The organism is Lysobacter hankyongensis, assembly GCF_039543145.1.
GTDB classification, from domain to species: domain Bacteria; phylum Pseudomonadota; class Gammaproteobacteria; order Xanthomonadales; family Xanthomonadaceae; genus Lysobacter_I; species Lysobacter_I hankyongensis.
This window is the reverse complement of sequence record NZ_BAABJE010000014.1, coordinates 423,687-435,704: the sequence shown is the minus strand read 5'-3', so window position 1 is coordinate 435,704 and position 12,018 is coordinate 423,687. Positions and strand designations below refer to the sequence as shown.

Annotated in this window: 9 protein-coding genes and 1 tRNA gene; 2 read left to right on the top strand and 8 right to left on the bottom strand. The window is 69.4% G+C overall.

Features of this window, described 5'->3' with window-relative positions; genetic code table 11:
- Positions 1-179 precede the first annotated feature (179 nt).
- From ABD974_RS13890 to ABD974_RS13860, 7 genes are all read right to left on the bottom strand, one after another.
- Positions 180-1,091 (bottom strand): DMT family transporter, encoded by a 912-nt coding sequence (locus ABD974_RS13890; RefSeq protein WP_345303917.1) that lies wholly within the window; start codon positions 1,089-1,091, stop codon positions 180-182.
- The gene (locus ABD974_RS13885) at positions 1,088-1,894 is read right to left on the bottom strand and encodes a dimethylarginine dimethylaminohydrolase family protein (RefSeq protein ID WP_345303916.1); all 807 of its coding nucleotides are present in this window, start codon (positions 1,892-1,894) and stop codon (positions 1,088-1,090) included. Before ABD974_RS13885 ends, ABD974_RS13890 begins: the two co-directional genes overlap by 4 nt.
- A 14-nt stretch (positions 1,895-1,908) precedes the next feature.
- Positions 1,909-2,976 (bottom strand): UDP-N-acetylmuramate dehydrogenase, encoded by a 1,068-nt coding sequence (gene murB, locus ABD974_RS13880; RefSeq protein ID WP_345303915.1) that lies wholly within the window; start codon positions 2,974-2,976, stop codon positions 1,909-1,911.
- Complete coding sequence (locus ABD974_RS13875; RefSeq protein WP_345303914.1) at positions 2,973-4,034, bottom strand: quinone-dependent dihydroorotate dehydrogenase; 1,062 nt, start codon at positions 4,032-4,034, stop codon at positions 2,973-2,975. The genes murB and ABD974_RS13875 overlap by 4 nt, the downstream gene beginning before the upstream one ends.
- A 13-nt stretch (positions 4,035-4,047) precedes the next feature.
- Positions 4,048-4,347 (bottom strand): DUF4190 domain-containing protein, encoded by a 300-nt coding sequence (locus ABD974_RS13870; RefSeq protein ID WP_345303913.1) that lies wholly within the window; start codon positions 4,345-4,347, stop codon positions 4,048-4,050.
- Between the two features lie 79 nt (positions 4,348-4,426).
- Complete coding sequence (amaB, locus tag ABD974_RS13865; RefSeq protein WP_345303912.1) at positions 4,427-5,959, bottom strand: L-piperidine-6-carboxylate dehydrogenase; 1,533 nt, start codon at positions 5,957-5,959, stop codon at positions 4,427-4,429.
- A gap of 77 nt (positions 5,960-6,036) precedes the next feature.
- Positions 6,037-6,113: transfer RNA gene (locus tag ABD974_RS13860), tRNA-Arg, on the bottom strand.
- Positions 6,114-6,283: 170 nt separating this feature from the next.
- Here ABD974_RS13860 and ABD974_RS13855 point away from each other — a divergent pair.
- On the top strand, positions 6,284-8,419 hold the full coding sequence (locus ABD974_RS13855; RefSeq protein ID WP_345303911.1) for a sulfatase-like hydrolase/transferase: 2,136 nt from the start codon (positions 6,284-6,286) through the stop codon (positions 8,417-8,419).
- A gap of 95 nt (positions 8,420-8,514) precedes the next feature.
- Here the strand turns inward: ABD974_RS13855 and ABD974_RS13850 are convergent, their stop codons facing one another.
- Positions 8,515-9,249 (bottom strand): glycine zipper 2TM domain-containing protein, encoded by a 735-nt coding sequence (locus ABD974_RS13850; protein WP_345303910.1) that lies wholly within the window; start codon positions 9,247-9,249, stop codon positions 8,515-8,517.
- A 282-nt stretch (positions 9,250-9,531) separates the two neighbouring features.
- Here ABD974_RS13850 and ABD974_RS13845 point away from each other — a divergent pair, with 282 nt between their 5' ends.
- Complete coding sequence (locus ABD974_RS13845; protein WP_425562697.1) at positions 9,532-11,964, top strand: DNA internalization-related competence protein ComEC/Rec2; 2,433 nt, start codon at positions 9,532-9,534, stop codon at positions 11,962-11,964.
- The last annotated feature ends 54 nt before the right edge of the window (positions 11,965-12,018 follow it).

Here is a 12,018-nt window from a genome sequence, read left to right as displayed (position 1 = left end):
GTACACCGGGCACGGGATGCGGTCAATCGCCGTCGATGGCATGTGCAGATGCCGCGGTTCTTGCTGCGACGCAGCATGCATGCATCGCGTGGCGTCCGTTCGCCGACATGACGCGAACTGCGCGCCGGCCACCGCGTGCGCGCATGCCCACGCGTCGCGAACGCGATCCCCGTCGCACATCATTCGCCGGGTTTGGCGGCTTCCACCGGCGCGTGGGTCGCCGCGCGTCGCGCGAGCCGCGCTTCGCGATGCGCGATGTAGGCGTTCGCGGCGAAGATCACGCCGGCGCCGATCGCGGTCCAGCGGTCCAGCCGTTCCTGGAACAGCAGCCAGCCGGCCACGGCGACGATCGGCAGCTGCATGAAGCTGATCGGCGTCAGCGCGGAGACGTCGCCCAGTTTCAGCGCGCGCGTCCACAGCATGTGCCCGCCGGTGCCGAGGAAACCCGCGGCGATCACCCACACCCACGCGATGCCGCGCGGCCACTCCCACACCGTCAAGGCCGGCAGCAGCGACATCGGCACCCACAGCAGGGTGGTCAACAGCACGATGCGGTCGGCCGGTTCGACCTTCGACAACTGCTTGATCTGGATCGACACGATGCCGCTCAGCACCGCCGCGGCCAGCGCGACCAGCGTGCCCGCGCTGAACCCCGCGGTGCCGGGACGCACGATGATCATCACCCCGACGAAGCCCAGCGCCACCGCGGCCCAGCGCCGCCCGCGCACCTGTTCGTGCAGGAACACGACCGCGGCGATGGTGACGAAGATCGGCGTGGAATAGGACAGCGCCACCGCCTGCGCCAGCGGCAGATGGCCGATCGCCCAGAACCCGCACAGCATCGACACCACGCCGATCGCGCAGCGGAACACATAGCGCGGCCACTGCGTGGTCTTCAGCAGGTCCGGGCCGTGCCGCAGCAGCAGCGGCAACGCCGCGACCAGACCGAAGAAATTGCGGAAGAACGCGATCTCGAAGGTGTGCAGCGTTTCGGACGCCAGCCGGATCGCGACGGTCATCAGCCCGAACAGCATCGTGCTGCCGAGCATCAGCAGCGCCGCGCGCAGGTGCTGGCCGCGGGGTGCGGTCATCTCGCGCCGTCGCATGAAGGGTCGAAGACCAGACTCATGCAGGTGAGACCGGCTTCGGCCTTGCCGAATTCGGAGATGTCGACGGCGATCGCGCGCAGCCCTGCGCGGGCGCAGAACGCTTCGACGCGCTCGCGCGTGCGCGGAAAGGCCGCGTTGACGAGGCGCGCGTCGCCGACCGGCAGCACGTTGGCGGCGAAGGGCTCGTCGTCGGCGACTTCGATCTTCGAGAAACCCTCGAACGGGTCGACGTCGACCCACGCGGGGTTGAGCAGCAGGGTTTCCGCATCCAGCGCGGTGCAGGCGGTCTTGAGATGCAGGCTGCCGTGGACCCGAACCGGTACCACGCGATAGCCATGGCGATGGACGATGGCGGCCAACCGTTCCAGTCCGGATCGCGTCGTCCGACGGCTCAAACCCACGAACAGCGTGCCGCCGACGCGCAGCACATCGCCGCCGTCCAGCGTCGCGGGATCGTCGATGCGTTCGATCGACCGGCGCTTCGCGGCGAGCGGTGCATCGAGGAACGCAGGCTCCATCCGACGCGACTCCGCGCCCGGGCGGGTGAGGATCGCCACTTCGTCGAGGACGACGGCGGCATCCTCGACGAAGACGCTGTCCGGCAATGCTTCTAGGGCGTCCAGCGCGATCACCCGCGCGCCGGCCGCGGCGAGCGCATCGCGGTACGCGGCATGCTGGCGTTCGAGTCTGTCGAACGCGATCGGCGCGCGATCGAGATAGGTCAGTTCGCAGGACTGCGCGAGGCTGCGCGCGGGACGCCGGACGATGGCGATGCGTGTGTCCATCGCGGGCGCCGCGGTCACCACGTCGCGCCGACGATCCGTGGTTCCGGTTCGATCGGCACCCCGAAGCGGCCGCGCACGCGCGCCGCGATGTCGCGCGCCAGCGCCAGCAGTTCCGCACCGGTGGCGCGGCCGTGATTGACCAGCACCAGCGCATGCCGGTCGGAGACGCCGGCATCGCCGGAGCCGGTCGCGATGCGATGGCCCTTCCAGCCGCAGGCGTCGATCAGCCACGCCGCGGACAGCTTGCGGGTGTCGTTGTTCGCGCCGCGGAACACCGGCAGCCGCGGATGCGCGGCGAGCAGCGCGTCGGCCTGCGCCGCCGGCACGATCGGATTCTTGAAGAAACTGCCGGCATTGCCGACCACCGCGGGATCGGGCAGCTTGCTGCGGCGCAGATGGATCACCGCCTCCGCAACCTCGCGCGCGCCGGGCGTCGCGACGCCCATCGTCGCCAGCATCTCGCGGATGCCGGCGTAGTCCAGCGTCAGCGCTTCCGGCGGCAACCGGTCCGCGCGCGGCAGCGCGAATTCCACTGCGGTGATCAGGTAACGGTCGAGATCGTGCTTGAACACGCTGTCGCGATAGGCGAAGGCGCAGGCCGCGGCATCGAAACGGTGGAAGACGCCGGTGGCGCGTTCGAAGGCTTCGACCGCATGGATGCGTTCGCCGACTTCGACGCCGTAGGCGCCGATGTTCTGGATCGGCGCGGCGCCGACCGTGCCGGGGATCAGCGCGAGATTCTCGAGGCCGGCGAAGCCCTGCGCCAGCGTCCACAGCACGAAGGCGTGCCATTCCACGCCGGCATCGGCGCGGACGATCGCGATGTCGTGCGCGGTGCCGTGCGCGTCGACGCCATCCAGCACGCGCATGTCGCGGGCGGTCAGGGCGAGCACCCGCGGCGGGCCTTCGACGATCAGCAGATTGCTGCCGCCGCCGACGACCAGCGTCGCATCGCCGTCGCCGGCGTCGGCGAACAGTGCGGGCAGGTCGGCGACGTCGTCGGTTTCGATCAGCAGTCCGGCGCGGGCGTCGATGCCGAAGGTGTTGCGCAGCGGGGCGTGTTCGGTGCGGCGGATGCTCATGTCGACGGCGGCAGATGTCCGCGGCTGGGCGCTTCCTTGCGGCGGCGGATGGCGTCCACGCATTCGTGGATCAGCCCGGGGCCGCGATAGATCAGGCCGGTGTAGCACTGCACCAGGCTCGCGCCCGCCGCCATCTTCTTCACCGCGTCTGCGCCGGTGAGGATGCCGCCGACGCCGATCAGCGGGATCTGCTCCGGCAGCCGCGTGCGCAGCATGCGCAGCACCGCGGTCGATTTCGCCATCAGCGGTTCGCCGGACAGGCCGCCGGCTTCCTTCGCCAGCGGATGCTGGTGCACCGCGATCCGCGACACCGTGGTGTTGGTGGCGATCACGCCGTCGACCTGCATCTCGCCGAGCACGCGCGCGGTGACGTCGATGTCCTCGTCGGCGAGATCCGGGGCCACCTTCACCAGCATCGGCACGCGCCGGCCGTGACGCGTCCACAGCCGCTCCTGGGCCTCGCGCAGATGGCCGAGCAGCCGCCGGAGCTGCTGCTCTTCCTGCAGCTCGCGCAGGCCCGCGGTGTTCGGCGAGGAGATGTTGATGGTGACGTAGTCGGCCAGCGGATAGACCTTTTCCAGACAGCGGATGTAGTCGACCGAGGCTTCCTCGTTCGGCGTGTCCTTGTTCTTGCCGATGTTGATCCCGAGCTTGCCGTCGCCCCTGCGCCGCGCCTTCTCGACGTTGCGCACCAGCGCGTCCACGCCTTCGTTGTTGAAGCCGAGGCGGTTGATGACGGCCCGGTTCTCCGGCAGCCGGAACATCCGCGGTTTCGGGTTGCCCGGCTGCGGTTTCGGCGTGACCGTGCCGATTTCGACGAAGCCGAAGCCGAGCGCGAACAGCGCATCGATGTGCGCGCCGTTCTTGTCCAGCCCGGCGGCCAGGCCGACCGGGTTCGGGAAGCTCAGGTTCATCACCTTGACCGGGAACGACGGCATGCCCCGCGTCAGCAGTGGACTCAGCCCGGTGCGATAGGCCGCTTCCAGCATCGACAATCCGAGCCCGTGGGCGCGCTCGGCATCGACGTGGAACAGGAAGGGGCGGGCGAGTCCGTACATGCGCGCGTGGGCCTCAGCCGAGCTGGCCGGAGAGGCCGAGCCAGGCGAGCAGCGCGGCGATGCCGCCGAAGAACAGTACCGCGAGCAGGATGCCGATCACGGTCACGACGACCGAGCCCCAGCCCAGCACCAGACCGGCGATGGCGAGGCCGTTGCCGTCGACCGTGCCGGCGGCGCGGCGGATCTCGCTGCGCGCCATGTGCCCGGTGATGATCGCGCCGAGGCTGCCGAGGAACGGCAGCAGGGTCCAACCGAGGATGCCGGCCACCAGACTGATGACGGCGAGGGTGCTGGTCCTGTTGGTGTCGTTCATGGCGTCGTCTCCTGCGTGCGTGTGGGGCGTACTGCGGGCGCCGGGCAGGCGTGCCTGCCCGGCCTGGAGTGTCGGAACGTCAGAGATCGAACTTGATGCCCTGCGCCAGCGGCAGCGCGTCGGAGTAGTTGATGGTGTTGGTCTGGCGGCGCATGTAGGCCTTCCACGCGTCCGAACCGGACTCGCGGCCGCCGCCGGTTTCCTTCTCGCCGCCGAACGCACCGCCGATCTCGGCGCCGCTGGTGCCGATGTTGACGTTGGCGATGCCGCAGTCGCTGCCGGCCGCGCTCAGGAACGCTTCGGCGGTCTTGAGGTTGGTGGTGAAGATCGACGACGACAGGCCCTGCGGCACCGCGTTCTGCATGTCGATGGCTTCATCGATGGTGGCGTACTTCATGACGTACAGGATCGGCGCGAAGGTTTCGTGCTGCACGATCTCGGCATCGTTGGTCAGGCCGGTGACGATGGCCGGGCGCACGAAGTTGCCGGGACCGTCGATCGCGGTGCCGCCGGTTTCGATGGTGCCGCCGCTGGCCCTGGCCTTGGCGATGGCGTCGAGGAAGGCGTCGACGGCGTCGCGGCTGTTCAGCGGGCCCATCAGGTTCTTCGGGTCGGTGGGATCGCCGATCTTGGTTTCCACCTGCCTGTAGGCGGTGATCAGCTTGGCCAGCACGTCGGCGTAGATGCTTTCGTGCACGATCAGGCGGCGGGTGGTGGTGCAGCGCTGGCCGGCGGTGCCGACCGCGCCGAACACGATCGCCGGAATCGCCAGCTTCAGGTCGGCGGTCGGGTCGACGATGATCGCGTTGTTGCCGCCCAGTTCCAGCAGCGAGCGGCCCATGCGGCGGGCGACACGCTCGCCGACCATGCGCCCGACCTTGGTCGAGCCGGTGAAGCTGATCAGCGGGATGCGCCTGTCGTCGACGAACTGCTGGGCGAGGTCGCTGCCGGCGTCGTTGAACAGGAAGAAGATGTCCGGGAAGCCACCGGCCTTCAGCGCGTCGTTGCAGATCTTCATCGACGCGATCGCCGAGAGTGGGGTCTTCGGCGAGGGCTTCCAGATGGTGATGTCGCCGCAGATGGCGGCGATGAACGAGTTCCACGCCCACACCGCGACCGGGAAGTTGAAGGCCGAGATCACGCCGACCAGACCGATCGGGTGCCACTGTTCGTACATGCGGTGGCCCGGGCGCTCGCTGTGCATGGTCAGGCCGTAGAGCTGGCGCGACAGACCGACCGCGAATTCGCCGATGTCGATCATTTCCTGCACTTCGCCATCGCCTTCCGGCTTCGACTTGCCCATCTCCAGCGCGACCAGCGAACCGAGCGCGTCCTTGTGGGTGCGCAGGGCGTCGGCGCAGAGGCGGATGGCTTCGCCGCGGCGCGGGGCCGGGGTGGTGCGCCAGATCTTGTAGGCCGCCTGGGCGCGCTCGACGATCAGGTCGTAATCGGCCTGCGACGACGCCTGCACCCGGCCCAGCACCTCGCCCGTGGTCGGGTTGACCGGCTCGATCACCCCGGCATCGGCGGTGCTGGACCACTCCCCATGGCCGAGATAGCTGCCGGATTCGCTGGCGCCGAGGCCGAGCGCGGTGAGGACGGGGTGGGTCATCGGGTAACTCCTGGGTGCTGACCGGCAGGCCCGCGACGGGCGGCCGGCGTCGTTCGAGAGGGGAAATGACGTGGAACTGGCGGCCCCGACACGATTCGAACGTGCGACCTGTCCCTTAGGAGGGGACCGCTCTATCCAGCTGAGCTACGGGGCCAAGACCGGGAATTATCGCAGGCTTGGCCGGCCCCCGGCACCCCCGGAAGCCACCCCACTGCGACGCGTGCGTCGTCCGGGTGGCGATCGTCGCCCCGATGTATGCATGATGCCGGCTCGGTCCGGCGCAAGGCCGGCAGGACGCGATATCCAACACAGGGAGCAGCCACGATGGCGCAGACGACAGGGCAGGGCAGCGGCAACACCGGCACCGACGACGAACAAAGCCTGCGGGACACGATCCAGGCGGTCCGCGACACCCGCCCCAACATCCTCATGATCCTCGTAGATCAGCTGTACTACCCGGAAAAGGGCTACGGCGACGCCGGGTTCGCGAACGACATCAAGACCATCCTCTCGTTCGTCGGCAGTCTCGAAGGCAACGAGTACGCGAAGCATTTCCCCGGCTTCTGCAAGCTGCGCGAGTACGCGACGGTGTTCACCGATCACACCATCGCCGAATCGGCCTGCATTCCCAGCCGCGCCAGCATCATGACCGGCCAGTACGGGCCGCGCACCGGCGTGACCCAGACCGACGGGTTGTTCAAGAGCGGCGATGCCTCGAACTTCCCCTGGCTGCGCCACGACGGCGCGCCGACCGCGGGCGACTACTTCCGCGAACTGGGCTACACCACGCATTACTTCGGCAAGTGGCACGTCAGCGAGCCGCCCGAGCACACCCTCCAGGCCTACGGGTTCGGCGACTGGGAGCTGTCGTGGCCGGAGCCGCACGGCGCGTCGATCAACAACCTCGGCACCTTCCGCGATTACCAGTTCGCCGATCTGGCCTGCACCTTCCTGCACTGCCGCGGGCTGGGCGTGCCCTACAACCGCGCGCTGTCGCAGCAGGGCATGGACCGGCCGCAGGATCCACGCCAGCCGCAGACCGCACCGTTCTTCGCGGTGTGTTCGTTCACCAATCCGCACGATATCGCGACCTATCCGACGCTGCCGCGCGGGCTGCAGCCGAGCTGGCCGCAGCCGGACGGTGCGTCGCAGGTCGCGATCGCGCCGCCGTCGCCGGTGGGGCCGGGCGGTTCGGTACCGATTCCGCCGCAGGGCACGGTCAGCACCACCCCAACCGAGGGCACGTTCCGGGTGCCGATGAATCCCACCGGCCTGCCGCAGGACTGCGCCACCGCCTCGCCGACCCAGGACGAGAACCTGCTGACCAACAACAAGCCGCGCGCGCAGTTCGACGCCTCGTACAAGGTCGGGCTGGGGCTGGCGTCGGCGACCGGACTGGCGATCGCGCAGGGCATCGGCGGCGACCCGCAGACGGTGCTGCAGAACGCGGTGAAGGCGACCCTGGGCATCGCCATCCCGTTCCAGTTGCAGAACGATCCGAACGGCGCCGGCGTCGGCTTCCTGCAGTACTACGCGTACATGATTTCGATGGTCGACCGCCACATCCTGCGGGTGCTGCAGGCGCTGGAAGACAGCGGCCTGCGCGACGACACCATCGTGGTGTTCGCGTCCGATCACGGCGAATACGGCGCCGCGCACGGCATGCAGATCGAGAAATGGCACGGTGCCTACCAGGAAGCGGTCCACGTGCCGCTGCTGGTGTCGAGTTGTCGATTCAACGAACACCGCGACCGGCCGCGCGCGGTGGACGCGCAGACCAGCCACATCGACCTCCTGCCGACCCTGCTGAAGCTGGCGCACGCCACCGACGAACACATCGAACGCGCGCGCCGCAATCTGTCGAAGACGCATCTCGCCGCGGCGCTGCCCGGCGCGAATCTCGTGCCGATCCTGCGCCACGGCGGTGGTCCGGTGATCGGCCCGGACGGCCATGAGCGCAAGGGCGTGCTGTTCGCCACCGACGACATGATCACCGAGCCGCTGCCGCGCGACGACGATCCGCACAACACCAAATCCTGGCAGCAGTTCGAGGTGTTCGCGGCCACGGTCGAACTGTTGCGCACGCCACCGGCCGAAGGCGGCGCGCAGCATCCCTACGTGCCCGCGTTGTCGCCCGGCGCGGTGCCGCAGCCGGCGCACGTGCGCGCATTGCGCTCCGGGCCGTGGAAGCTGGTGCGCTACTGCGACCCGTGGAGCGAACGGCCAGTGCCGGACGAATGGGAGTTGTACAACCTCGAACACGATCCGATCGAGCAGACCAATCTGTTGGTCTACAACGGCGCATTCCCGACCGTGATCGCCGCGCTGCCGCAACCGCACGTCGCCGACGAGGTCGCGCGCATCGCCAACGAACTGCGGGCGGAACTGCAGCGGCAGGAACTGGCGTTGCTGTCGCCATATCCGTCGGCGTATCCGACCGCGGGCGTCGAAGCGCACTGAACCGGTGTGACCAGGGCGAATGCAAAAAAAGACGGGACCCGAGGGTCCCGTCTTCCGTTTGGATCAAGGCGCGTGGATGAAGGCGTGCGCAGCGCTTATTCCGGACGCACGTCCACGCGAACGCGGATGCGGTCGCCGGGGTGATAGGCGGTGCGGGTGATGTACTGCCGGCCGGCGTATTCGTAGGTCACGTCGTAGGCGCTGACCTCGGAGGTGCCGGCGGTCGGGTAACGGTTGTCGTAGCCGTCGCGGACCGGATCGCAAACGGTCACGCGGGTGTGGCGCGCCTGCTGTTGCTTGTTGCGCTGTGCGGTTTCGTAGACTTCGCGGCCGGCCATGCCGCCGACCATCGAACCCACCGCGGCGGTGGCGTAACGCGCGGAGCCGCCGCCGACCTTGCTGCCGAGCGCGGCACCGACGATGCCGCCGATCACCGTGGCGACGTTGCGGCCGGTGTTCGTGCCGTAGCCGTCGTTGCCGTCGTAACGCCGGTCGTCGTAACGCCGGTCTTCGTAACGGTTGTCGTAGCGATCATCGTAGCGGCGATCGGCGTAACGGTCGTCGTAACCGTCGTCGCGGTTGTCGGTGTAATAGCCGTCTTCGCTGTAGCAGTTGTTGCCGTTCGACGAGACGCGGGTCGGGCCATAGCCGGACTGCAGCACCGGGTCGACGCGCAGCACGCGGGCGTAGTCGTAATAGGGGGCTTCGGACTGCGCGTACTGGCCTTGTACGGCAGCGGGATGACCGGCGGTCTGTGCGGAGGCGACGCCGCTGGCGGCCATGGGAACGATGAGGGCGGCGGCGAGGAGCGAGACGGCGATGCGAGGCATGGTGGACTCCGGACGCCGGAATGGCGCGACCGGCACGCTAGGGCCGCGCGGGTAACGGCCGGCTGAATTTTCCGGGCGGGAAGCCTGCAGGTTCCGACCTGTTTAGCTGGCCCTCATCCCGCCCGCGAGGGTCGTCGGAATCCTGTGTCCGGACGGGGACGCGGTCTACCGCAGTCGGGCGTGGCGATTCGGAAAACTCCGACACCACGATGCGTCGTCGCCCGATGTTCCGGCGCTGACCGGCACGCGACCCTGCGCGCTCTTCGATCGCTGGAGCGTGCCGTGTTCGATCTGCGTTTCGCGCTGGCCCTGCTGGCGGGCACGATGGTCTGTCTGTGGCTACCGGAGCCGCCCGGTGTCGTGCTGGTGTCCTGCATGGCGACGGCCGCGCTGCTGATCGCGACCGCACTGCCGCCAGTGTCGAGAGCAAAATTGCGGTGGCTGGCGGTGTTCGCGGTGGGATTCGCGCTGGCGGGCGCGCACGCCCTGCTGGTGCTGCATCGACAACTGCCGCCGCCGATGGAGCATCGCCAGGTCGCGCTGACCGGCACCGTCGTCGAACTGCCGCAGCACGAAGCCCGGCGCACGCGGTTCGTGCTGCGCGTGGACGACATGCCCGCCGTGCAGGACGCACTGCGCGGCCGGCGCGTGCGCCTTGCGTGGTACGACGATTTCGATGCGCCGACGACACCGGTCGACGCCCCTCGACTGCGGGTGGCCGCCGGCAGCCGCTGGACGCTGTCGGCGAAGCTGCGCGCGCCGCGCGGCCTGCGCAATCCGGGTGGCGTCGACGGCGAGAAATACGCGCTGGTCGAACGCATCGTCGCCACCGGTTACGTGCGCGATCCGGAGTCCGCGCGCGAAATCGGGCGTCCGCGCGGTCTGCATGCGTGGCGCGAGGCGATGTCGCGGCGGATCGCGGCGGCGGTGCGCACGGACGGCGCGCGGTTCGTGCGCGCGCTCGCGCTCGGCGATACCCGTGGACTGAGCGACGACGACTGGTCGCGACTGCGCGCGACCGGCCTGACCCATCTGATCGCGATTTCCGGTTTCCACGTCGGTCTCGTCGCCGGATTCTTCGCGCTCGTGGTGCGCGCGCTGTGGTGGCTGCTGCCGGCGCTGGGACGGCGGATGCCGCGGCCGCAGGCGGCGATCCTCGCGGCGCTGTGCGGTGCGGCGCTCTATGCCGCGCTCGCGGGGTTCGCGTTGCCGACGGTGCGGACGGTGCTGATGATCGCGGTGGTCGCTGCGGCGCGACTGTCGCGTCGCGGCTGGCGGCCGGTGGATGCGCTGTCGCTGGCGTCGATCGCGGTGTTGCTGTGCGACCCGTTGTCGACGCTGACCGCCGGTTTCTGGCTGAGTTTCGGCGGCGTGGCGTGGCTGCTCTGGTGCCTGCCGCGCGGCAGCGGGCATCCGGTACGCGATTTCCTATCGGCGCAGGCGGTGGCGACCATCGGCCTCTTGCCGCTGGGCGCGGTGCTGTTCGGGCAGGCATCGCTGGCCGGGCCGTTGACGAATCTCATCGCCATCCCGTGGTGGAGTCTGGTGGTGGTGCCGCTGTCGCTGCTGGGCACCGCGCTGGAAACGCTGCACGCCGGCTGGGGTGCGCCGCTGTGGCGCCTGGCCGCCGGGCTGTTCGATCCGAGCTGGCAGCTGTTCGCGTGGATCGGCGACAGTCCGCTGGCGCTGTGGTGGCTGCCGGAGCCGGGCTGGTACGCCCTGCCGCTGGCGTTGCTGGCCGCGTTCTGCTGGCTGCTGCCGCGCGGTGCGCCCGGCAAGCCGCTGGCTCTGCTGCTGTGGCTGCCACTGTTGTGGCCGGATCGCGATCTTCCGCGCCAGGGCGAGGCGGAACTGGTGATGTTCGATGTCGGTCAGGGGCTCTCGGTGCTGGTGCGGACAAGGCACCATCGCCTGCTGTTCGACATGGGCCCGGCGGTGCCCGAGGGTTTCGATGCCGGCGAGCGTGCGGTGGTGCCGGCGCTGCGGGCGCTGGGCGTGCGTGCGCTGGATGCGGCGGTGATCAGCCATGGCGACAACGACCATGCCGGCGGTTTCGCCGCGGTCGCCGCGGTCTTCCCGATCGCCCGGCGATATGCACCCGAAGGTAGCGGGCTCGCCGCGAAGATCCCGGTGTTGATGCATCCGCGCCTGCAGCACTGCGGCGCCGATGCCGGCTGGACCTGGGACGGGGTGCGTTTCCGCTTCCTGCATCCGCCGCCGCATTTTCCGTATCTGCGCAACGAATCCAGCTGCGTGCTGCGGGTGGAGACCGCGCACGGCGCGTTCCTGTTGACCGGCGACATCGGCGAAGTCGTCGAACGCGATCTGCTGCGGCGCGATCCGGCCGCGGTACGGGCCGAGGTGGCGCTGGTCGCGCATCACGGCAGCGACGGCTCTTCCGATCCGGCCTTCGTCGCCGCCACCGGGGCGCGGTTCGCGCCCGTCTCGGCAGGCTACGGCAATCGCTTCCGGCACCCGAAGCCGGCGGTGGTCGACCTCTGGCGTCATCACGGCGCGCGGACGCCGCTGACGGCCGAGTCCGGCGCGCTGCGGTTCCGGCTCGGGCCGGACGGCGTCTGGTTCGAGACCGAGCGCGGGCGCCATCGCCGGATGTGGGATGCGGCCGGCAGGCAGGCCCAAGCGTGTCGGCTATCCTATGGCGACGACGACGGCACATCCCCGTGCCGCGGCGACGCCGAACGAGACACCCGATGACATGCTGGGCGATCGGCGTCGCCCATGTCCCTGAATGAACAAGGCCTTGGGCCG

Coding starts and splice junctions, on each gene's coding strand:
- ABD974_RS13855 (WP_345303911.1), top strand. CDS start 6,284: ATGGCGCAGACGACAGGGCAGGGCAGCGGCAACACCGGCACCGACGAC.
- ABD974_RS13850 (WP_345303910.1), bottom strand. CDS start 9,249: ATGCCTCGCATCGCCGTCTCGCTCCTCGCCGCCGCCCTCATCGTTCCC.
- ABD974_RS13870 (WP_345303913.1), bottom strand. CDS start 4,347: ATGAACGACACCAACAGGACCAGCACCCTCGCCGTCATCAGTCTGGTG.
- ABD974_RS13875 (WP_345303914.1), bottom strand. CDS start 4,034: ATGTACGGACTCGCCCGCCCCTTCCTGTTCCACGTCGATGCCGAGCGC.
- ABD974_RS13890 (WP_345303917.1), bottom strand. CDS start 1,091: ATGACCGCACCCCGCGGCCAGCACCTGCGCGCGGCGCTGCTGATGCTC.
- murB (WP_345303915.1), bottom strand. CDS start 2,976: ATGAGCATCCGCCGCACCGAACACGCCCCGCTGCGCAACACCTTCGGC.
- ABD974_RS13885 (WP_345303916.1), bottom strand. CDS start 1,894: ATGGACACACGCATCGCCATCGTCCGGCGTCCCGCGCGCAGCCTCGCG.
- amaB (WP_345303912.1), bottom strand. CDS start 5,959: ATGACCCACCCCGTCCTCACCGCGCTCGGCCTCGGCGCCAGCGAATCC.